23 protein-coding genes are annotated in these 22,145 nt (G+C 60.3%); 4 read left to right on the plus strand and 19 right to left on the minus strand.

Features of this window, described 5'->3' with window-relative positions:
• Positions 1–37: 37 nt before the first annotated feature.
• The 4 genes from J5278_RS29465 to J5278_RS29480 form a co-directional block, all read right to left on the minus strand.
• The gene (locus tag J5278_RS29465) at positions 38–418 is read right to left on the minus strand and encodes a PTS glucitol/sorbitol transporter subunit IIA (RefSeq protein ID WP_209185594.1); all 381 of its coding nucleotides are present in this window, start codon (positions 416–418) and stop codon (positions 38–40) included.
• An 88-nt stretch (positions 419–506) separates the two neighbouring features.
• Positions 507–1,505, minus strand: a complete 999-nt coding sequence (locus tag J5278_RS29470) for a PTS glucitol/sorbitol transporter subunit IIB (protein WP_209185595.1) — start codon at positions 1,503–1,505, stop codon at positions 507–509.
• Between the two features lie 25 nt (positions 1,506–1,530).
• On the minus strand, positions 1,531–2,280 hold the full coding sequence (locus J5278_RS29475) for a PTS glucitol/sorbitol transporter subunit IIC (protein WP_209185596.1): 750 nt from the start codon (positions 2,278–2,280) through the stop codon (positions 1,531–1,533).
• Positions 2,281–2,328: 48 nt separating this feature from the next.
• Positions 2,329–2,754, minus strand: coding sequence for a transcriptional regulator GutM (locus J5278_RS29480; RefSeq protein ID WP_209229799.1), 426 nt, complete (start codon positions 2,752–2,754; stop codon positions 2,329–2,331).
• A gap of 184 nt (positions 2,755–2,938) precedes the next feature.
• Between J5278_RS29480 and J5278_RS29485 the strand changes: the two genes are divergently transcribed.
• The 4 genes from J5278_RS29485 to J5278_RS29500 all read left to right on the plus strand — a co-directional run bounded on the left by J5278_RS29485 (position 2,939) and on the right by J5278_RS29500 (position 6,023).
• On the plus strand, positions 2,939–3,619 hold the full coding sequence (locus J5278_RS29485; RefSeq protein WP_257625539.1) for an HAD family phosphatase: 681 nt from the start codon (positions 2,939–2,941) through the stop codon (positions 3,617–3,619).
• Positions 3,620–3,762: 143 nt separating this feature from the next.
• Complete coding sequence (locus J5278_RS29490; RefSeq protein ID WP_142825003.1) at positions 3,763–5,172, plus strand: PTS galactitol transporter subunit IIC; 1,410 nt, start codon at positions 3,763–3,765, stop codon at positions 5,170–5,172.
• An 87-nt stretch (positions 5,173–5,259) separates the two neighbouring features.
• Entirely contained in the window at positions 5,260–5,733 is a 474-nt protein-coding gene (locus J5278_RS29495; protein ID WP_209185599.1) for a PTS sugar transporter subunit IIA, read from the plus strand.
• A 2-nt stretch (positions 5,734–5,735) separates the two neighbouring features.
• Positions 5,736–6,023: a PTS sugar transporter subunit IIB gene (locus tag J5278_RS29500; protein ID WP_209185600.1), complete on the plus strand. Its 288-nt coding sequence runs from the start codon at positions 5,736–5,738 to the stop codon at positions 6,021–6,023.
• Positions 6,024–6,119: 96 nt separating this feature from the next.
• Here J5278_RS29500 and J5278_RS29505 read toward each other — a convergent pair whose 3' ends face one another.
• The 15 genes from J5278_RS29505 to J5278_RS29575 form a co-directional block, all read right to left on the minus strand.
• Positions 6,120–8,468 (minus strand): xanthine dehydrogenase family protein molybdopterin-binding subunit, encoded by a 2,349-nt coding sequence (locus J5278_RS29505; RefSeq protein ID WP_209185601.1) that lies wholly within the window; start codon positions 8,466–8,468, stop codon positions 6,120–6,122.
• The gene (locus J5278_RS29510) at positions 8,461–8,943 is read right to left on the minus strand and encodes a (2Fe-2S)-binding protein (protein WP_209185602.1); all 483 of its coding nucleotides are present in this window, start codon (positions 8,941–8,943) and stop codon (positions 8,461–8,463) included. Before J5278_RS29510 ends, J5278_RS29505 begins: the two co-directional genes overlap by 8 nt.
• Complete coding sequence (locus J5278_RS29515; RefSeq protein ID WP_209188065.1) at positions 8,940–9,794, minus strand: xanthine dehydrogenase family protein subunit M; 855 nt, start codon at positions 9,792–9,794, stop codon at positions 8,940–8,942. The genes J5278_RS29510 and J5278_RS29515 overlap by 4 nt, the downstream gene beginning before the upstream one ends.
• Positions 9,795–9,809: 15 nt before the next feature.
• Positions 9,810–9,947, minus strand: coding sequence for a hypothetical protein (locus tag J5278_RS29520; RefSeq protein ID WP_209185604.1), 138 nt, complete (start codon positions 9,945–9,947; stop codon positions 9,810–9,812).
• Positions 9,944–11,911 carry a hydantoinase B/oxoprolinase family protein gene (locus J5278_RS29525; protein WP_209185605.1) on the minus strand — a complete coding sequence of 656 codons (1,968 nt, stop codon included), beginning with the start codon at positions 11,909–11,911 and terminating at the stop codon, positions 9,944–9,946. The genes J5278_RS29520 and J5278_RS29525 overlap by 4 nt, the downstream gene beginning before the upstream one ends.
• A 3-nt stretch (positions 11,912–11,914) precedes the next feature.
• Positions 11,915–13,942, minus strand: coding sequence for a hydantoinase/oxoprolinase family protein (locus J5278_RS29530; RefSeq protein ID WP_209185606.1), 2,028 nt, complete (start codon positions 13,940–13,942; stop codon positions 11,915–11,917).
• 147 nt (positions 13,943–14,089) lie between these two features.
• Positions 14,090–15,070 carry a helix-turn-helix domain-containing protein gene (locus tag J5278_RS29535; protein WP_209185607.1) on the minus strand — a complete coding sequence of 327 codons (981 nt, stop codon included), beginning with the start codon at positions 15,068–15,070 and terminating at the stop codon, positions 14,090–14,092.
• Positions 15,071–15,217: 147 nt separating this feature from the next.
• Entirely contained in the window at positions 15,218–16,024 is an 807-nt protein-coding gene (locus J5278_RS29540; RefSeq protein ID WP_209185608.1) for an IclR family transcriptional regulator, read from the minus strand.
• A gap of 15 nt (positions 16,025–16,039) precedes the next feature.
• Complete coding sequence (locus tag J5278_RS29545; RefSeq protein ID WP_142824993.1) at positions 16,040–16,429, minus strand: RidA family protein; 390 nt, start codon at positions 16,427–16,429, stop codon at positions 16,040–16,042.
• 18 nt (positions 16,430–16,447) lie between these two features.
• Entirely contained in the window at positions 16,448–17,218 is a 771-nt protein-coding gene (locus J5278_RS29550) for an amino acid ABC transporter ATP-binding protein (protein ID WP_280636339.1), read from the minus strand.
• 12 nt (positions 17,219–17,230) lie between these two features.
• The gene (locus J5278_RS29555) at positions 17,231–17,890 is read right to left on the minus strand and encodes an amino acid ABC transporter permease (protein ID WP_209185609.1); all 660 of its coding nucleotides are present in this window, start codon (positions 17,888–17,890) and stop codon (positions 17,231–17,233) included.
• Positions 17,891–17,894: 4 nt separating this feature from the next.
• Positions 17,895–18,557, minus strand: coding sequence for an amino acid ABC transporter permease (locus J5278_RS29560; protein WP_209185610.1), 663 nt, complete (start codon positions 18,555–18,557; stop codon positions 17,895–17,897).
• Positions 18,558–18,609: 52 nt separating this feature from the next.
• Positions 18,610–19,449 (minus strand): transporter substrate-binding domain-containing protein, encoded by an 840-nt coding sequence (locus J5278_RS29565; RefSeq protein ID WP_209185611.1) that lies wholly within the window; start codon positions 19,447–19,449, stop codon positions 18,610–18,612.
• Between the two features lie 366 nt (positions 19,450–19,815).
• The gene (locus J5278_RS29570; RefSeq protein WP_209185612.1) at positions 19,816–20,535 is read right to left on the minus strand and encodes a CHASE3 domain-containing protein; all 720 of its coding nucleotides are present in this window, start codon (positions 20,533–20,535) and stop codon (positions 19,816–19,818) included.
• 57 nt (positions 20,536–20,592) lie between these two features.
• The gene (locus J5278_RS29575; RefSeq protein ID WP_224127992.1) at positions 20,593–21,900 is read right to left on the minus strand and encodes an MFS family transporter; all 1,308 of its coding nucleotides are present in this window, start codon (positions 21,898–21,900) and stop codon (positions 20,593–20,595) included.
• Positions 21,901–22,145 lie beyond the last annotated feature (245 nt).

Below are 22,145 nucleotides of genomic sequence, written 5' to 3' on the forward strand. Positions count from 1 at the left end.
AAACATCCATTCACTAGATAATCAGCAACAGTCGAGATCAATCACCGATGGTGATCGTCGTCCCGACTGAAAGTGCGCTTTTCAACACATCCGCGTCGATTGCCGCGGCGCAGATGGCACCCGGGCTGTCGACGGTCGTGGCGTCGTTGAAGTTGATGACGACGTGGCCGATTTCCAGCACCTTGTTCCAGGCAATTGGCCCCATCGCCGTGATCCGGCTGCTGGCAGAACCCACCCTGATCGACGAGCCCACGGAAGGCTCCTGTTCGGTGGGCCCGACATCGGGCAGATGGAGGACGGACACTTCGGCCAGTTCGGGCGGAGCGCCGTCGGCAAACAGAATGAGGACGCCGCCATCGGCCAGATCGGCCACGTCGGGACCGACGGCGGTAATCTGCGTCTTGAGGTGCAGTGCCATGGACAAATCCTTCTCTAGAGAAATAGCTCGGCCTGGTGTTGTCGTATTGGGCGTGCGGGCAGTCTGCTAGACGTCCGCACGCGTCGGCTTAGAACACGATCAGGCTGGTAACCCAGGCAATGAGCACAGAAACCGGGGCCATGATCTGGCGACTGATGAGAACGGCGGGAACGCCGATCTCGATCGTCTTCGGTTTTGCCTCACCCAGCGCCAGGCCCACAGGCACGAAGTCGCAACCGACCTGCGCATTGTAGGCAAAGAGTGCCGGGAGGGCCATTGCGGGCGCAATGGTGCCGTTTGCGATCTGCGGGCCGATGATCGCCACGCCAATGACCTGGGCGATAACCGCACCTGGGCCGAGAATAGGCGACAGGAACGGCAGGCCGCAGATGGCGGAGATGATCAGAAGGCCGACGATATTGTTGGCAAGCGGCCCCATCGGCTCGGCAAGCACATCGCCAACGCCGGTATACAGAATGAAGCCTATCAGCATGGTCACAAATGCCATGAACGGCAGCACGTTGCGGATGACCTGGTCGATCGTACGGCGTCCGGCATTGAAGAAGATGCCGACGACGCGGCCCATGACGCGACCGATGCCAGCAATCAGGTTGATGAAACCACCACCGCCGGTCTCGACAGGTACCGTCTTAGGGGCGGCGGTTGCCTTCGGAGCCCCTCCGGCCGCTGCCACGGTAACCGGCTGGGAACCGTCGGCCATGGTGATGTTCTGCTCCTTCACGCCGGAGACATAGATGTCTTCGGTAATGAATTGCGCCAGAGGTCCCGACTGTCCGACAGGCGTGATGTTGACGGTGGGGATGCGCTTGCGCGGATAGACCCCACATCGCGCAGTACCGCCGCAATCGACGACGACAACGGCCATTTCGCCCTCGACCGGTGGCGCCCGGAAACCGTCGACGGCTTCGCCGCCGGTCAGTTCCGCGATCCGCCGCGCGACGGGGTGAATACCGCCGCCGGTGACCGAGACGATCTTGTTGCGCTGCATGGTCGGCTGGATAACCAGCGGGCCACCCCAGCCCTGGGGACCCCTCGAAATATTTACTGCCTTGTATTCAGTTGCCATAATAGCCCCTCCTCCCAAGTGGCAATCAGAGTTCCACGCCTTGACGGCGGGCCATGATCATTGTGATACGTTCCGTCAGCATGCCCTTCAGCAGGATCACCACGAGGCCGACAATGGCGTACCAGATGGCCATCTTGATGTGGTATCCGCCCGGGACGACGCCGCGCTTTTCCAGCTCCTGCAGCGCCACGAGAACGCCGCCCCAGACGAAGTATTCGCCGGGATTGATATGCGGAAACAAGCCGAGCGGCGGATGAACGTAGGACACAGCTGCATCGTAAAATGCAGGCTTGTGCTTTTCTTCCAGGAACGCGCCGAAGGTATAGGCCATCGGGTTGGTCAGGAAGAACACCGACAGCAGCGGCAGCACGGTATAGCGCGTCAGCGCGATGCGCCCGGCGCCGCGAGCAATGCCATGAACGCGCTCCTCGCCGACCATTTCGGTCAGGGCATAGAAGGCGGTCATCAGCACGACCAGCGTCGGAATAATTCCTGTTACGAAGCCTGCGAAGACCTCGCCGCCCTTCTGGAAAATGCCGATGAAATACTTGCCGATATTCGCCAGTCCGCCGAGCTGCTCTTCTTTGTTGACGCTGTTCAGCTTTTCCTTGAATTGCTCGACGGAAATGTCGGAATTTGCCTGGGCCAGAACGATAAGCTTATCGGCGGCTCCCTTGGCAACCATCTTTCCGTGCAAGGCAGCATCGGAAAACGTCGACCCTAAATCGTGTATAGCGAGATGGCCATGATCGGCCAGCACTGACGCGAATAACATTCTCTCCTCCTTGAATGCAGTTCGATTGATCTGAAATAGTTTTGGGTTTTATGCCGAGGCAAGCCTGAGGCGCGGCGCTGCCGGCCCCTTGCCCTCTCGAACGTGCTCGACCTGCTCGATTGCCTTGGAAATGGCCGCGTGCGTGTTGTCCGCAGCAGCGACGGCTTGCGCAGCTTTCAATGCATTGAGCGACTGGCCTTCATATTGCTCGTTTCGCTTGAATTTGGCGAAAACGGAACGTCCGGTCATCGTCATGAGGCGTTGCACCTTCATGTCCTGGCCGACGACCAGCAATGCAATCGTGCCTCTTCTGAGGCGACCGCGCGCGTGTCCGGCACCCACGTATCCGTCATTATATTTGCTGGTTATTCCTTTGAAGACGTCTGTGTAGTGCCGCATCTGCAGCCAGACGCCAATCACTTGCAACAACCACACCGCGCCCAAAGCGAGCAGCGCCCATTGCCATATAGCCATCTTCACCCCTCCCGAAAGTGTCGCTGCCCAGTCATTCATCCTCACGTCATAAATGAACATTTGTATTGTGGTATGTCAATATGTATAAATTCGAAGCGGGGAGCGAGACGAACTTTTCTTTAGCAAAAGGCAGTTAGCAGCATCTCCAATGGAATTCCGCACAGTGTCCGGGGAGGGACAGGGATTGGCAAAAGACCGGCTTTTCATATTCGATTGCGATGGCGTTCTTGTCGATAGCGAGCCGTTGGCTGCCTCGGCCTATGTTCGGGTGTATGCAAGGCACGGGCTGACAATCACCCCGGACGTGGTCGGCAAATGCTTTGGAATGAAGCAGGCCGATATCTTCGCCCGCATACATGATCTGACAGGACAGGATTACCCCAGGGACCATGTCGAGGACGTCTGGCTGGAAACCAAAGAGGTCTTCACCGAGCAACTCGAAGCCATGAAGGGCGTGGCGGCTTTTCTGTCCGCTCTCGATGCACGATGCTGCGTCGCCTCGTCTTCCTCGCTGGAAAGAATACAGCATAGCCTGTCGCTGACTGGACTGATTTCGTTTTTCGGCGACGACATTTTCAGTTCGTCCATGGTGAAACACGGCAAGCCCGCCCCGGACCTGTTTCTCTTCGCAGCCAGCAAGATGGGGTTCGCTCCGTCTGATTGTCTCGTCATCGAAGACTCTTTGTTTGGCGCGCAGGCGGGACGTGCGGCCGGCATGACGGTTTTCGGCTTTACCGGCGGAGGCCACTCGTATGTTGAGCACGAGACACATTTGCTTGAAGCGGGCGCCGACAAGGTATTCAGTTCATTCGAGGAGCTTTCGAGGGAAGCCATGATTTGGGCGAACTTGCCGAAAGGACAGTAAATATCCGAGCGCGAAAGCTGTGCGCCGATAGGCAATTGACACAAATTTGATTCTGAATCATAAACTTTCGTATTGTTGGAGGAACAAATGTTCTGATGCGGCGGAGGAGCCGCCATGGAGCATGGGAGGGGAGAAATTCGCATATGGACACTTTTCTGAGTGGCTTGAAGTCGGCCGTCGATACGCTTGGTCCGACTGTGCTTTTGCCGATCGTCATTTTCATAATCGCCGTCATTCTCGGAGCGAAGGTCGGCAAGGCATTTCGCGCGGCGGTGACAATCGGCGTCGCCTTTATCGGGATCAATCTTGTTCTCGGGCTGATGTTCAACTCGATTGGTGCGGTTGCCCAGGCGATCGTCACCAATACCGGGATAAAGCGGGATATCGTCGACGTTGGCTGGCCCTCTGCTGCTGCCATCGCGTTTGGTTCGTCGGTCGGCTTGTGGGTCATTCCAGTTGGCATTCTCGTCAACGTCGTCCTGCTGCTGCTGCGCTGGACCCGCACACTGAACGTCGATGTCTGGAATTTCTGGCACTTCGCTTTCATCGGTTCGCTGGTCGTGGCGGCTACCGACAGCCTTGCCTATGGCATCGCCATAGCCGCCCTGGCGGCTGCCCTGTCCTTGCTGTTTGCCGACTGGTCCGCCCGTGCTGTCCAGCAGTTCTATGGCGTCCCCGGCATCTCGGTACCACATATTGCCTCGGCACAAATTCTGCCGATCGCAATCGTGCTCAACTGGATCATGGATCGCATCCCGGGCATCAACAAGATCAACATCAGCACCGAAACCATCGAGCGTCGATTTGGCGTTTTCGGCGAGCCGGTCGTGCTGGGCCTCATCATCGGCCTCATACTCGGAACCATCGCCTTCTACAACGCTGGCGATCTCGGGACCGTTCTTTCAAAAATCCTCAGCACGGGCATGACGCTCGCCGCAGTCATGCTGCTCCTGCCACGCATGGTGAAAGTGCTGATGGAAGGCCTGCTTCCGGTTTCAGACGCTGCACAGGCGTTCGTGCGAAAGAGAACCGGAGACCGCGAACTTCTCGTCGGCCTGGACTCCGCCATCCTGATTGGTCATCCGGCGGCGATCTCGTCGTCGCTCATCCTGGTTCCGATTGCGATCATCCTCTCGGTTATCCTGCCGGGTAATCGCGTCATTCTGTTTGCCGATCTCGCGGTCATCCCTTTCATCGTCGCCCTGACGGCACCGCTGCTCAAGGGCAACGTGTTCCGCATGGTCGTGGTTGGAACCGTGACGCTTGCCATCGGCTTCTATGTGGCGAATGCGCTTGCACCGTTGTTTACCAGCGCTGCCGTCTCATCCGGCTTCAAGCTGCCGGCGAACGCTTTGCAAGTCACCTCCGTTGTCGACGGCTTCCTCTGGATCCCCTATGTCATCATCAACGCGATCCAGGGGCTCGGCGTCTTCGGCATCGTCCTGCTCGCGGCCATCATCGCGGCACTCTTCGCCCTTTATCGGCGCAATAGTCTTGCCTGGGAACGGGCCGCCGGGGCGGAAGACGAGCCGGTGGAAGCTTCTGCGGCCTGAGAGAAGGCGTTGGTAAACCAGACCGGCAAAGACGACACTCGCACTCTAAAGTCCTTGTGCGGGTGTGACAGAAACTGGAGAGACGACATGCCTACCCTGTTGGACATACTGGAACCGGAAGCCATCCTGCTCGATGTTCGGGCTACCACGGCGGAAGAGGTAATCCGGCTCCTTGCGGCCCGGCTGGAGACGCTGGGATATGTCAAGACTACCTACGCGGACGCCGTTGTCAGCCGCGAAAAGAACCTGCCGACAGGACTGCCGCTGGAGCGGGACGAAAATGTCGCCGTGCCGCATACCGATCCGGAGCATGTAATCAAGGCCGGCGTTGCCATGGCGACCCTGTCGACGCCGGTCGTGTTCGCCAATATGGAGGAGCCGGAAGAGCTGCTCCCCGTCGGCACCGTTTTCCTGCTTGCGATCAACGACAAGGACAAGCAGATCGAAACCCTTCAACAGATTATCGAAGCCATTCAAAGCCCGACGACGCTCGATGGATTGAAGCGCGCCAAAACGCTTCACGACGTGAGGGTGCTTCTCGGCTCACCAAAGGAATCCTGAACATGGCCAAGCAGAAAACTATCCTTTTCGCATGCGGCACCGGAATTGCTACATCGACGGCCGTAAACGCTGCCGTGACGGAAGAAATGAAGAAGCGTGGCCTGTCTTTCAACGCCATGCAGGCCAAGGCGACCGAGGTTCCGTCGCTTGCCGACGGCGTCGACTTCATCGTCTCCACCACGCCCATTTCCGCATCCGTCACAAAGCCGGTGATCAAGGGTCTCGCCTTTCTGACCGGGATCGGCAAGGACAAGGTCCTCGACGAGATAGAAATGGCCCTCAGAAAATAATCAGCGGCATTTGGCCAGGCGTAAAATACCGCCAGCTCCATCACGTCGAATGCGGCAGGCGATCGGCACTATCGACGTCCTGACGCGGCAACAAGCCTAGCCCAGCGTGTTGGTCGCCCAATCTGCGGCGATGTGCGGATGGGTGGGGGTGGGCTCGAGATCGTTGATCAGGCGCAGGACGCGCGGCGGCGTTAGCGGCAGGCTGGAGACCGGCTTGCCGATTGCGCGCGCAACCGCACAGGCGATGGCCGAGCCGACGGCAAGGATCGGGACTTCGCCTGCTCCCTTTGTCCCGAGCGGGCCCATCGACGGCGCGCCCTCATAGAGATCCGCGACGACAGGCACGACATCCCCGGCCAGCGGCACGCGGTAGGTCTCGAAGCCGTCCTCTGCGATCCGGCCGTCAGCGGTGATCGTCACTTCCTCGTGCAGCGCATAGCCGAGGCCCTGGACGACGCCGCCCTGGATCTGGCCCATGATGGCACGGCGGTTGAGCGCGCGTCCAACATCCTGCACCACCCGGTAGGCCAGAACCTCGACATGCCCGGTATCCGGATCGACAGCCACTTCGGCCTCGTGAACCACGAAGACGGGAATATCGAGCGCGTCGATAAAGTGGCCCATCGCACAGCCTGCCATCGCCGGCGTGTTCTTTGCGGTGAAGCTGCCCGTACCGCTGATCGGCCCCGTGGTCGATTGCGCATGGGCGACCACCGTCGGGATGGCGACGCCGGTCCCGGGTCGCCCGGCAATTTCCACCCGCCCTTCGCGCAACACCAGGTCGCTCGCGGCGGTCTGCAACATCTCACTGGCCGTCCGCAGAAGCTTTTCACGGACTTCGGCCGCCGCACCCACACTCGCCGCACCGATAGAGACGGTCGTCCGCCCGCCACCGACCCCGACATCCAGCCCGGCGGAATCCGTATCTGCCTCGCGCACCACGACCTGCTCCGGTCGCAGCCCAAGCTGGCCGGCAACGATCTGCGGCAGCGCCTGCACCATTGTTCCCGAGCCGATCTCGACGCCGGACGTCACCAGCGTGGCGCTGCCGTCGGCATTCAGATTGATGGTCGCGGCAGATGGCCCAACGAAGATGAACCAGGTTCCCACCGTGGTGGCGCGGCCATAGAGGCGACCGTCGGCGCGGGCTTCCGCCGTTCCTGTCTTTTCCCGCAGTGCCTCCATCCGCTCCAGCATCGGACGCAGGACGTCACCCTCGAACACCTGTCCGGTCGGGCCCAGATCGCCGTCGCCAAGCACATTGCGCTTGCGGAACTCCATGGGGTCCATGCCGATTGCGGCGCATATCTCGTCGGTATGGCGCTCCAGCGCAAAGCCGTTATAGACGCCGTTGCAAGCCCGGAAGGCGCCGTTCGGCGGCGTGTTGGTGTAGACGGCGCGGCTGACGAGGCGGGCAGCGCCCAGACGATAACTACCGCCGAGGGTATGGGAGGTCATGGTGGTGAGAAAGACCTGTTCGCCGCCATAGGCGCCGCAATCCATCAACACGACGGCCTCGCGCCCGACGATTTCTCCTTCGGTTGATACGGCCGAGCGAATTTTGATTTCTGCGTTCTCCCGGCAGAGGCAGGTGGCCATCTCTTCCTGCCGAGTATTCTCCAGCATGACGGTCCGGCCCGTGATCCGAGCCAAGAGTGCCGTAATCGGCTCGATCGACGCATCGAATTTCAAGCCGAATGCGCCGCCGACCGGCGGAACGGTGACGCGAACGCGGCCCGGCGGGAATTGCATGACGCGACCGGTCACATTGCGCACAGTCCATGGCACCTGCGTCGATGTCTGGATATGCGCCCGGCCGTCCTCCCAGCTGCCGATTGCGACACGCGGCTCGAAGGGAACATGGCTCTGCCTGCCGACGACGAAATTGCTTTCGACGATCGTCACATCGGGGCGGGCAAAGGCGGCATCGACATCGCCTCGTACCGATTTCGCTTCCCAGGCAATGTTGCCGGATCGTGCACCGCCCTCGGTCAGCACTTCATATGTCCGCCAGTCCTCGTGCAGCGATCGGGCGCCGGGCGTCAGCGCCTCCGCCATCGTCAGCACGGGGGCAAGGGGTTCGATCTCCAGAATGATTGCAGCCAGGGCCGCCCGCGCCTCGGCCTCGCTTTCGGCGGCAATCGCGGCGAGCGGCTCGCCATTGTAGCGGATCACATCGACGGCAAAGAGCGGGTGGTCGGCGATACCGATGCCGTAATTGCCGGGCGCATCCGCTGCGGTCGCAATTCCCAGCACACCGGGGCACTCGAGAGCAGCGGAAACATCGAGCCGCGTAATGCGGCCAGCGGGCACGGAGGACCGCAACAGGACAGCGTGCAGCATATCCGGACGGGCCCTGTCATTGGTGTATTTCGTTCGTCCACGCAGCTTGTCGCGGGCGTCTCGGCGGGGAAGATCCATCACGGTCGTCGAAGCATCAGTCATGGACGTGCTCCTCGGCCGGTTGTCCGAGGTAATCCATCACCGCATCGATAATGCGCTCATAGCCCGTGCATCGACAGATATTGCCCACCATTGCCGATTTCACATCGTCCCGGCTGGCCGTCGGATTGTCGCGGAGGAACGGCGCAAGGCTCATGACCATGCCCGGAAAACACATTCCGCACTGGACCACATCCGCCGCCTCGAACGCGGCCTGGAGAGGATGCAGCGGTCCATCGCCGGTCGCCATCGCCTCGATCGACAATACGTGGGCGCCATCGAGCAATCCCATCGGGCGGAGACAGGACATGATGGCCTCTCCGTCGACACTCACAGTGCAGGCACCGCAAAATCCCTCGCGGCAAACGGCCTTGGTGCCTGTCAGGAAACGTTCCTGCCGCAGTATATCGACCAGCGGCGTCATCGGATCGCCGTTGAAACGATAGAGGGAGCGATTGATGTGAAGCGTCACGGTCATCGGGTGGCCTCCGTCTTCAGAAGTGCTGCCATGCATCGGCGGGCAAGCGCCGGCAACACCTGCCGCCGGTACCAGCCATCCGCCTCCATTCCGTCGCGGGCCTGGAAGTCGTTGCAACCGGTGGCAAGGGTATAAGCTCTCTCGGGTTCAGCGGGCGATCCGCCCGGCTCGGTGGCAAGCGCGTGTTCTAGCGAAAGCCAGTGCCGCGCCACATGCTCGACAGAGCCGACGGCAACGAGAATTCGGCCATCGAGGCGGCGCGCCATCGAAACGAGGGCAACCGGATAGTCGCCTGCCCGGCGCAGCGGCAGCCTCACATGCGCGGTGGCGGCGCTGTCGCGGTTGATGATCACCCTGACGAGGATGGCATCGGCGAGCAGCCGTTTCAGATCCGTGAGAAACGACACCATCGGGACACGCATTGTCCCTTGGTTGCCGTACAGCTCGACTTCCGCCGCGAGGGCCAACAGCGGGGGCAGAAGATCGGCGGCGGCGAAGTCTTGCGTGCAGAGATTGCCGCCGATAGTTGCCACCCGGCGGATTGCCGGGTTGGCAGCGCCGGATGCAGCTTCAGCCAGCGCCTCAAGGCCGCCTATGCCCGCAAGTGACCGGGCGAGCGCATCATGTGTTACGGCCGCACCGATCGTCACGCGATCGGTCTCGATGTGGATGCTGGTCAGCCCGGCAATCTTGTGGAGCGACACCAATGCGTCCGGCAACGCGTGGCCCCGACGCGGATTGCGCATGAGCCACGTTCCGCCGGCCAGGATCGCCGCACCCTGTCGGCGCGCGGCAAGCGCTTCCTCGATGCTGCCGGCAACTGTCAGGGACCGCTGCAGATGTTCGGACATTGACCTTCTACCCCTTCAATCGCCGTCTTTGCGGCTTTCCAGCATCATTTCAGAGGCAAGCCTGCCCGTGAAATAGTAGTTTCCTGGATGTAATATCGTAAAAAGAGATACGCCCTTCCCAAGCTCAACCGAGGCAATGCCGCTGGCGCTCACTTCCAGTGTGCTACGCTGCGCCTCTCGAAGCTCTCGCGGAATTGCCGGGTCGTGTTCTCGAGGACGTTGCCGCTCTCCCAATCGAGAATGACCGCGAAGCGACGAACTGCATCCATGGCGTCGATCTCGCCCGACTTGTAGCGAGCAGATACCATCGCCGGATCCGAACGCGCCCATTGCTTGCGATTGTCGCGGATTTCGGTGCGGGCAGCTTCTGTTGCGGGGAGATCGATTTCGTACTCGCAGAGATCGCGATCTATGACCTTCAACACGACGCCGTAGTCGACCTTGGCGCGCTCGATGGAGACATAATCGTCGATCACGTCCTCCAGCACATGAAGCGGATCGCGCTCCAGCGGATCGCCAAAGCCGCCGCCACCAGCTGTCGGCCGGGCGAATTGATCGCCCGTGAACACCGGATAGTCGGAAAAGACCGAACCGAGCCAGGTGTCGACCTCCTCGCCCGCGCGGCGGATCGTCAGCCCGTGCGGCATAGAGGGGAGCCCGCCCTCGACACCCCAGACCACGGCGCGCTCGCGATCGCAGATATAGGACATCACGGCATCTTCGGCCGCCAGCAACACCGAGGTCTTCTGCACGCCGACACCGCCACGCCATTTGCCGGGACCGGCGGAATCCTGCTTGATCTGAAACTCCGTCGTCCGCGTCGGGTTGACGCGCTCGTTACCTTCGTTCGGCTGCGACATCAGGCCGGTTCCAAAGCAGGCAGTCGTCACGTCGGCGCCGTCCTTGCCGTTGCGCCCACCCCATCCCCCCGGAAGCCACTCGTAGAACATGAAGATCGGCTTTTCCGGTTTGCGCGCGTCGCGACCCCCGGCCAGCAGGTATTCGAGGTTGAAAGCGCATGCGATGGCGCGTTCCGGCATGATCTGCGACCACATCTCGAAGATCGAATTCATGATTTTCTCGAACGGCATCAGGAATCCTGTGACTGCCACCGGCCACTCGGCACTGACAACGCTGTTTTTCGGCGCGGTCACCTCGATCATGCGATAAAAGCCGCTGTTAAGGGGAAGATCAGGGAAGAAGGTCTTCATTCCCGCGACCACCGCTGAAAAGGTCGCCCCCGGTGCGGAATTGTACATGGACCCTATCGTCTTGTGGCTGCCGGTAAAATCGTAATGGATCGTGTCGCCCTTGATCGTCATCTTGATGTGGATGGGGATCATCCCTTCGCCGCCACCGAGATCGCGATCGATATAGTCGACACTTTCCCAGGTGCCGTCGGGCAATTCGGCAAGGCGCTTGCGGACGGCCCGCTCGACGTAGTCCTGAACTTCCTCCATGCCGCGCACGACAGTGTCGCGGCCGTATTTCTTGACGAGACGCAGCAGTTCCCGCTCCGCTACCTGGGTCGCCTGGGCCTGCGAATGGATGTCACCGATGATCGATGCAGGATCGCGGGTATTGGCGGCGATCAGATTGGCAACATCGGAGCAGAAGCGGCCGGCACGGAATAGCCTCACCGGCGTGATGCGCATGCCTTCCCGGAACATGTCGCGGGCTGTGACGTCGAAGGAGCCGGGGACCGACCCTCCGAGGTCCGACCAGTGCCCGTTCGACTGCGAAAACCCGATCAACGTGTCCTCGTCGAAGATCGGGCGCACGAGCCGCACATCGCTGAAATGGGTCCCGCCGGCGTAGGGATCGTTGATTGCGTAGACGTCGCCCGGCGCCATGTCGCCTTCGAATACACGGATGACTTCCTTGCAGGTATTGTGCAGCGTGCCAACATGGACTGCGATGTCGTAGTTGCCCTGTGCAACCGAGTTGCCATCGGCGTCATGCAACGCATTGGAGAAGTCGCGGTTGTAGATGACGAACGAATAACAGGTGCGCAGCATCTGTTCGGCCATCTGGTCGACCGTGGTGATGAAGGAGTTCTTGAGCACCTCGAAGGTGACCGGATCGAGGCTCTTTTCGGTTTCGACGAAGTTGGTCATGTCTCAGCCTTTCGTTCCGATAAGAATATTCAGGAATGCGTCGACCCTGGCGCTCATGCCTGGCGGGACAACCGTGGTCGAATCGAACTGTTCGACGATTGCGGGGCCGGAGATGGTGGCACCCGCTTCGAGCCCCTCACGCTGATAGATCGCCGCATCGTAGGATTTGCCGTCGAACCAGACCGCGCGTCGGTCGAGGGGCGCAGGCGCATGGTCGCGCACCGGATATTTCGGCAGCTCGGCCTTGGGCACGAGACCGATCGCCTTGACTGCGACGCGAAAGATGGCAACCGGGGCTTCGTCGCGGCGGTAGTTGAACTCGCGCTCGTGCTCCGCGTGGAAAGCATCGATCAGGGATGCAATACTCACGATCCGGGCGGGTGCGCTGATAGCGAGCGAGCGCCACTGGCCCTGATACATCATCTCGACAGTCCGCTGGAGCGCCATATCCTGCGGCGCTATCCCTTCGTGCAGCAAGCGCTCGGACGCTTGCGCCTCCATGCGCTGGAACGCAGCCTCCAGCTCCGCCGGCGCAACGATGGAGGCGTCGGTCATGAAGCTTTCGGAGAAGTCGTGCTGCACATCGACAAGCAGGCAACCGAGGGCCGAGGTGACGCCGGGATTGGGAGGCACGATCACGGTCGGAATGGAAAGCTCCCTTGCGACAGCCGCCCCGTGCAGGGCGCCGGCACCTCCGAAGGCAACGAGCGCGAAGTCGCGCGGATCGTATCCACGGCTGATCGACATCAGGCGTACGGCATTGGCCATGTTTGCATTGGCGACGGCAACGATTGCCTCGGCAGCCGCGTGAAGCTCCATGCCGAATGGTGTCGCCACCGTTTCCTGTACGGCCTCCTCGGCAAGCGCCGGATCGAGGGTGATCTTGCCGCCTGCGAGGCTGCTGCCGAGACGGCCGAGGACGACATTTGCATCTGTGTTCGTGGCAATCCGATTGCCGTTTCGATAGCAGGCCGGGCCGGGATTGGCGCCGGCCGACTGGGGGCCGTTGCGTAGCGATCCGCCCTCGTCCTGCCAGGCCAGCGACCCGCCGCCGGCACCGATCGTCAGCACCTCGATAGAGGGAAAGCGGATGGGATAGCCGAACTCGATGTACCAGTCCTTGGTGATACGAGACTGACCGTTCCAGGCGAGCGAAACATCCGTGCTCGTTCCGCCCATATCGAAGCCTATCGAGTTCTGAAAGCCGCAGAGATTGCCGATAAAGCGGCTGGCGATAGCGCCCGCCGCGATCCCCGATCCCGCGAGCCTGGCGGAGAAGTCTATAACACTCGCTGGCGTCATCACGCCACCGCCGGAATGCAGCAGCAGCAGGTCTCGCTGGTAACCGCCGGCAGCCAGCTTTTCGCCGAGCCGGGAGACGTAATCGACAACCACAGGGGCGCAGACTGCGTTTGCCATGGTCGTCGAGAAGCGTTCGTGCTCGAAGATTTCCGGCATGACTTCGGAGGAAATCGACACCGGCACCTCCGGCATCGAGGCCTTGAGGATATCGCGCATGCGCCGTTCATTTGCGCCATTGACGTAGGAATTCATGAAACAGACGGCGATGGACTTGATGCCACGCTTTTTCAGAATCGCGGCAACACGATGGGCATCGTCCTCGTTCAGGGCTTCGAGGACCGTGCCCTCGGCGTCGACACGTTCGCCAACCGTCAGCCGGTCGCGTCGCGGAATGTACGGCTTGGCGACATCCTTGTAGGTATCCCAGAGGTCCTCCTTGTTGGCACGCCGGATCTCGACGACATCGCGAAAGCCTTCGGTGCAGACCATTGCTGTTCGCGGCAAACGGCGTGTGATCAGCGCATTGGTGGCGACCGTGGTCCCGTGCGAGAACATGGTAACCTCGGAAAGCTCGATGCGGCCCTGCTCGATGCCGTTCATGATCGCCTGCATCGGATCATCCGGGGTCGACGCCGTCTTCTCGATACGGATCGACCCGGTCTCCTCATCCATGATGCAAATGTCGGTGAAGGTGCCTCCCACATCCACCGCAACTCTCGTCTTCGCCATGATCTATCCTCTGGATGGTTCGACCGGACAGCACTCTTCGCTCGCCAACCCCTCACGGAATGGCGCTTCGATTGTCCGGTAGTTGCGAAAGTCCGGATCGGTCGCCCGGACGGCGTCAAATGTCCCCTTGCCGCTCGGCCGAAGTGGCTAGTGCGGCTTTTTTCCCGGGTGGGTCCTACCTGCCCGAAGCAGGGCCTCGCGGCGCGTCTCGCTTGGCGAGCAGCCAAATTTCGATCTGTAGTGACGGCAGAACTGCGACTGGTCGGTGAAGCCCCAGCGATAGGCGATTTCAGCAATCGTCGTGGTGACGGTCAGCGACATCAGTTCCTCGGCACAGCGCTCCAGACGGCTGTCGCGGATGAAACCGTTGATCGACTTGTTGCTGTCCTGGAACAGGCCCTGCAGGTAGCGCAACGAAATGCCGCCAGCTTCCGCTACCGATTGCGGACCGAGATCTGCATTCTTGATATTGTCGCGAATGTACTGCTCGGCACGATGCAGGTGCCCTGCCCGTATCGAAGAGATATTGCTATCGAGCACGCGGTCGTCGCTGACGATCGACAGGCAGAGCATTTCGAGAATGTGCCGACCGGTCAGTTCACGCGCGACGTCGTCGATGTCGTCGACATGGTTGATCGTCGTCCGTACCGTATCGAGAAAGAGGGCGGCGACACCGCGGGTCCCGTCAAAACTGAGCGCGCTGAACCGATCCGTCGAGCCGATCCGTGAGCGCACGCTCGCAGCCGGGACCTTCAGCACCCAGAGGGCATTCGGGCGGCCGTGCCAGAATTCATAGGGCGCATCGCCACGCTCCAAAATGAATCCACCCGGCTTGCAATTGACGCTGCGCGAGCCTTGCGAGAAGTCGATTTCGCTGACTTCAGGAATGGTGATGAGAAGACTTGCATCTCGTTCGTTGAGAAAGTGGCGGCGGTGGCGACGATAGCTGACGCCGTCGCACTCCATCCTCGACACACCGACGAGGCCTAGAGACCATGTCTCCAGCACGCCCCTGAATTCCCGCCTGTTGCGGTATTCGGTATCGAGTGGAAAATAGGTTTCGGTCACCGCAGCCTGCCAGGCATCGCCCCCGGCTTGACCGCTGATATCATCGACGACGTATCTCATGCATCGACTTCCCCTGTAGGCCGGCTTTTCCCGGTTCCTGCTATTGAGGGCAGAGTACATCAATTCGGTGGGTCGTATTGCTAAAAAACGCATAAACTTATGAGCATGGCCGTGCTGCGACCCAAGTAGCCAGCCAGCCCGGAGACCTCAGCGGGGGACGGCAACCCTGGCACGCTCGTTGTGGAACCCGAGCTTGTCGGAGATCTCGTTCGCGGCCGTCAACAGGCTCTCCAGATAGAGTTCGCGGTTGCGCAATCCATCTTCCCGAGGCGCGACGAGGCAGAGGGTGGCAATGCAGTTGCCACCGGCCTGGTAAATCGGCACGGCGAAACAATGGGTGAAGTTTTCCACCTCGCTGTTGAAGGTGAAATATCCATCCCGCGCTGCAGTCCGCACCTCGGCCAGAAAGGCTGCAGGATCCAGCTGCCTGCCATCCGGCAGCGTGAAATCTTCCGGCGGGATCAAATCGATGATCTGCTGGTCGGTCAGGTGTGAGACGAGCAGCCGTCCCGACGCCGTCCAGGGGATCGAAACTGTTTCGCCTACGTTGGAGGAAATACGGAAGGGTCGAATGCCCTCGCGCATCATCGCGACAGTGTACTTGTTGCCTTCGAGCAGACACATCTGGGCAGTTTCGCGCGTTTCCACCGCAAGCCGGGTCAGCATGCGCTCGCATTCCCGCATCAGATCGAAATGCTCGGCATAGGCTGTTCCAAGGAAATACAGACGACGGCCGAGGAACACCCGCCCGTCGTCTCCCTGATAGTCGAGCATGCCATGGCCGAGAAGCAGGTTGACCAGTTCGTATACCGAGGATCGCGGCGCGCCTATTTCCGCCGCGATCTCATTGGGCCTCATGGGCTGGCGCTTGACGCGCAGAAACTCCAGGATCTCGAAAGCGCGATCCAGTCCTCTGGTGCGTCGCGATGCGATCTCGACAGCAGCCTCAGCCATGCATTTCTCCAATATTCAGGCGCGATCCGAGCGATAGGCGACGCAATCCACCTCGACCTTGCAATCGACCATCATGCGCGACTGGACACAAGCGCGCGCGGGAGGATTCTCGCTGAAATATTCGGCGTAGACGCCATTGAAACTCCAGAAATCCCGCGGATCGTCGAGCCAGACACCGACGCGCACCACATCCTGAAGCGTGTAGCCGGCCTCATCGAGGATGGCTATCATGTTGTCGATGGCCTTCCGGCTCTGGGTGACGATGCCGCCGGGCACAATCTCGCCATTCTCCATGGGGACCTGACCGGAAACATAAAGCCAGCCACCGGCTTCCGTAGCCCGTGCGAACGGAAGGGGTTGACCGCCAGCGCCTTTTTCTCCGGCGCCATAACGTTTGATCGTCATAATATTTCACTTTCCTGCTTAGTTGAAACTCGAGGTCTTTAAAAACTCGGCGAGCCGCTCGGTCTTCGGCTGTACGAACATTTCCCTGGGATCGCCCTCTTCGCAGATGACACCCTGGTTCATGAAGATAACCCGCGACGACACCTCATAGGCAAAACGCATCTCGTGCGTCACCAGCAGCATGGTCATTCCGTCTGCCGCCAGGCCCTTGATAACCTGCAGTACTTCGCCCACCAACTCCGGGTCCAGCGCAGAGGTCACCTCATCGAGCAGCATCAGGCGCGGGGACATCGCGATCGCCCGGGCAATCGCAACGCGCTGCTGCTGGCCACCCGACAGCTGGCCGGGATAGTGATCGCTGCGCGCCGAGAGGCCGACGCGATCGAGCCAGCGCTCGGCAAGCGTCCGGGCTTCGGCTTTCGGCATCTTCTTCACCTTGACGAGACCGAGCATGACATTTTCGGCCGCTGTCATATGGGGAAAGAGATTGAATTGCTGGAAGGCCATGCCCGTTAGCGCGCGCTGGCGTGCGATTTCCCGTTCGCTCTTGCGGCGGCGCGAGCTACCTTCGATGTGGTAGCCAATCTCCTCGCCATCGAGGTTGATGGTTCCGCCCTGGAACTCCTCGAGCATGTTGATACAGCGAAGCATCGTCGTCTTGCCGGAACCCGACGAGCCGATGATCGAGATCACCTCGCCTTCCGCGACGGAACAATCGACGCCCTGCAGCACTTCATGGTGGCCGTAGGTTTTCCGCAGGCCTTTGATTTCAAGCATGGTCTTGGCCATTGGCAAGCCTCCTCAAGATGGCAGCATGGTCTTGCGCTCGACGAATTTGCCAAAGCGCTCGATCCCGAAATTGACGACGAAATAGAGGGCGCCTGCGAGGAAGTAGAACTGCAGGCTCATGAAGTTGCGCGAGATGATCTCCTGGCTGCGCAGCAACAGCTCGGCCACTCCGATGACCGAAAGCAACGTCGATGCCTTGACGATTTCTGCAGCCGTGTTGACCCAGGCCGGAAGGCACTGGCGCAACGCCTGCGGCCAAAGCACGGAGGTGAATGTCTGCGTGAACGTCAGGCCGATCGCCTTGGCGGCTTCCGTCTGCCCCCGGGGGATTGCCTGCAGCGCGCCGCGCACGATCTCACCGACATGTGACGAGCAGAAGATCGCCAGCGCCAGCACGCCGGCAGAAAAAGGACCGAGGTCAAGACCGACGGCACTCGAGACATAGTAGCTGGCCAGAACAAGCACGAGAACCGGCGTGCCGCGGATGATGTCGGCATAGGCCCGCACGACAAACCGCAGCGCCATGTTACCGTAAGCCAGAGCGAGCCCGACGAAGACACCGACGACCGAGCCGGCAACGATGGCCAGCAGCGAGATCGATATCGTCATCATCAGCCCGCTGACGATCACATAGCGGGCAATCCAGAGCTGTTCGAGGAAACTGTGGGACATCGGCTTACCTCGGCAGCGCCAGGCGGCGCTCGAAGAAGCGCATGACGGCAGCAATGAGAAGACAGGTGACGACATAGAGACCGGAGGTGACCATCCATGTCTCGATGACACGGAAGCTTTCGACATTGATCTTGCGGGCGGCGAAGGTCAGTTCCGGCACGGCAATGGTCGCTGCAAGCGATGTGTCCTTGAACAGGGATATGATCGTCGAGGACAGCGACGGCAGCACGTTCCGGAACATCAGCGGCGCGATAATCGAGGTGCGGATCTGGCTCGAGGTCAGGCCGATGGCGAGGCCGGCTTCGGTCAGGCCCTTCGGAATGGACAGCAGCCCGGCGCGAAATACTTCCGCCAGATAGGCGCCCGAATAGAGGGAAAGCACCAGGATGAAGCTTTTCACCTTGTCTAACCTGAATCCCATCTGCGGCAGCGCGAAATAGGCAAACAGGACCAGCACGAGGATAGGCAGGTTGCGTATCAGCGTCACATAGCAGCGCGCCGGGATGGCCACGAACCGCTGCTTAGACAGCAAGGCAAATGCAACCACCAGGCCAATTGCGGCGCCGATCACGATCGAGATGACCGCCAGGCCGAGGCTCAACGCCAAACCGCTCCAGAGAAAATCGAAATTGCGCCAGACCGCAGAGAAATTCAGCGTGTAACCCATGGTCGTCCTCGGAGAAACAGGGAGCGAGGGATGCCTCGCTCCCCGGAGCCAGTTACTTGAATTCGACCGGGAAGCCGATCTGCGGCGGTGTCAGGTCCTTGCCGAACCAGGTCTTGTAGGACTTCGCATAGGCATCGAACTCAACGCCGGTCATTGCTTCATGCAGAGCCGTGTTAACGAAGTTCAGCCAATCCTGGTCACCGCGCTTGACACCGCAAGCGTAGGTCTGCGGGTTCCAGCCATAGCCGGCATCCTTATACCTGCCGGCATTCTGGGTCATGTACCAGGCGAGCGATGACTGGTCGGTGGCGACAGCATCGGCCCGGCCGGATTCCAGAGCCTGGTAGATGAGATCGACGGAGTCGTACTGGTCGACCTTGGCGTCCGGAAGCGCTGCGTGGACCATGGCTTCGGCATAGACATTCTGCAGCACCGAAACGGTGACCGACGAGCCTGCCGCTTTCAGCGCGGCATAATCGGCATACTGGCCGTCAGCCTTCAGCATGAGGCCGACACCTTCGCGGTAATAGGGAATGGTGAAGGCAATCTGCTGGGCGCGCTCGCCGGTGACGGTCATGAACTGGCAGGTGATGTCGACCTTGTTCGTGGTGATGTTCGGAATACGGGCGTCGGACGACTGGTTGACGTATTCGATCTTGTCCGGATCGCCGAACAAGGCCTTTGCGATGATGTGGCCCATATCGACATCGAAGCCCTGCAGCTTGTCGTCCGCACTCTTGAAGTGCCACGGCGCATTGGTGCTGCCGGTACCCATTACCAGGTGGCCGCGTGCAAGCACTTCATCGAGCTTGCTGCCGTCGGCAAGAACGGGGCTTGAAAAAACGACTGCTGCGGCCAGGGCGATCAGGCCGGCACGAATAGAAAAGGTCATGACGTTCCCCTTGAAAAGATGATTTATTGAATGTCCAATATACCGGACATACGTCTGTTTTACTGGATTTTGATAAAAAGCTTTATCAGCCATGAATTGTCAAGCGGACGACGCTAAAAACGTCGCACTGTTTTTCAGTGGCTAAATTTGTGGCAGTGCAGCAATTTGGGGGGAACCGGAGGCCAGTCGGGGAGTGTCGGCAAAGGGCGTGACGTTGCCCTGAAATCTGCGGCTGAGGGTGGCAAGCGCAAAACCGGGCATTTTCAAAATATGCCGAACAGCGCTAACCGACCAATTAGCCTGTATTCTAGAAAACTTGCGTTTCAGCGGCCGAAGCGTGTCGCGTGCCGTCGGGCATGCCAGCCTTCAACGGTCTTTCTCCAAGCTCTTGCTTGGGACGGCTGCGTCTGCCCTAGGGCTTGCAACCGATGCACGCCCGGTCCTTGCAAGGTACACTTCGATACCGGCGCGGGTCAGGAAGGATGCGAGACCGACGAGGATGGCGACCACGCGGATAAGCATCTCGTCCCGGTCCACCTTTGTCTGTCGGGCGGCAAGAAGTGCTTTTTCGGTTTCGGTCACGTCGCCGATGACTCGCCGGATGCTGTCCATCGTGGCTTTCTGCATCATTTCGAGTTCCATCGTCCTCGCCGCCTCGAAACCCTTGGCGTCATGCGTGGTTATCGATTGCTGCAAGTCCGCGAGCTTCTCGTCGATAAGACCGTTCAGCCTGCGCACCCGTTCCACCTGAACTGTGTTGTCGGAGATCGATACCGCCAAGGTCGCGCGCAGTTGCGTCAGTCTCGTCAAGGCCTTTTCGTACGGATCCAGATAGCGGCTATCTCCGCTCAACAGGTATCCCCGCTGTCCCGTCTCGGCATCGTCGAGGCCGATCAGTACGTCTTTGGTGGTGTCTATGACCTGATAGGCGTGGACGACGAGTTGTTGATGGTTGCTCAGCAAACTATGCGTCCAGCTGGTGGCAACGACGCCGCATGCGATGACCATACCGACCGGAATAGACCGCAGCAGCACAGGCGTCGTCAGATATGAGCGCCTCAGCCCTTGCCACGACCAGTCCATCATTCACCTCCCGTCACGATCCTGAAACACGCAATACCTCAGGCTCGAATCCGCCCTTACTTAATGGTCATCGTGCAGATAGCGTGCCTGGCGGGGGAGTCTTAGGGCGACGAGGAAGGCGATTATCATCATGATGGTGACATACCAGTAGAACAGCTGCTCGTTTCCGGCGTTCTTCATCGATAGCGCCACGAATTCTGCGGAGCCGCCGAATATAGCGTTGCCCACGGCATAAGCGAGACCCACGCCGAGGGCGCGCACTTCGGCCGGAAACATCTCGGCTTTCACGATGCCGCTGATCGAAGTGTAGAAGCTGACGATGGCGAGTGCGACCACGATCAGGACGCCTGCTATGACGGGGTCGGTGACGTGCTGCAGCGTGACGAGGATCGGCAACGTGCAAAGAGTGCCGAGCCCGCCGAACAGCAGCATGTTGTTGCGGCGGCCGATCCGGTCGGACAAGGCACCGAATATCGGCTGCATGCACATGTAGAGGAACAGCGCCACGGTCATCACGTAGCTCGCCGTTTTCACCGGCATGTGGACCGTATTGACGAGATATTTCTGCATGTACGTGGTGAAGGTGTAAAAGATCAGCGACCCGCCGGCGGTGTAGCCGAGGACCGTCAGGAAAGCGGGGGTATGATTGCGGAAAAGTGCCGAGAGCGAGCCTGCTTCCTTGCTGTTGCGGGTTTCAGCATTCTGGGTCTCCGTCAGGGTGCGACGCAGGAAGATCGATACGACGGCAGCGACGGCACCGATTGCAAAGGGAATGCGCCAGCCCCACTCGGTGATCTGTTCGCTGGTCATCAGCGCCTCGATGATGACGATCACCAGCACCGCCAGCAGTTGCCCGCCGATCAGCGTGACATACTGGAAAGACGAGAAGAAGCCGCGCCGGCCGCGCAATGCGACTTCGGACATGTAGGTTGCGGTCGTGCCGTATTCGCCGCCCACCGACAGACCCTGGATCAACCGTGCGACCAGCAGCAGGAAGGGCGCGAGGACCCCGACCTGCGCATAGGTCGGCAGGACCGCGATCATCAGCGAGCCGCCGCACATCATCGATACCGAGATCAGCATCGAGGTCTTGCGCCCGAGACGATCGGCGACGCGGCCGAAGAGCCAACCGCCGATCGGCCGCATCAGGAAGCCCGCAGCGAAAACCCCGGCCGTCTGAAGCAGCTGGACCGTCGGATCCTGGTTGGGGAAAAACGAGCTTTTGAAATAGAGCGCGGTGAAGGCGTAGACGTAGAAATCGAACCATTCCACAAGGTTGCCCGAAGATGCAGCCATGATCGCAACGATGCGGTGGCGGGTTTCCTCGGCCGTGTAAGGCACCGTGGTCGTGGTGGCTGGGTCTGACAAGATTTCCTCCTCCCGGATCATGCGGATCAACATGCAAAGCGCGTTGCGGAAGAGATCTAGAACCGCCAGCGGGAGATGCAACCTAAAAACGTAATGTTTGCGGGATGAGCCTGCCTTTTACCCAAGGTTATGAGAGCCCACGCCGGAGCACCCCGCACTGCGCACAATTGCTCTGCGGCGTCTTCCGGCGATGCGAGAATGCTCAGGAGTTTGACTGCGGCAGGCACCCCTGCATGAGGTCCACA

Origin of the sequence: Rhizobium sp. B21/90 (assembly GCF_019355815.1) — a bacterium.
Taxonomy (GTDB): domain Bacteria; phylum Pseudomonadota; class Alphaproteobacteria; order Rhizobiales; family Rhizobiaceae; genus Rhizobium; species Rhizobium rhododendri.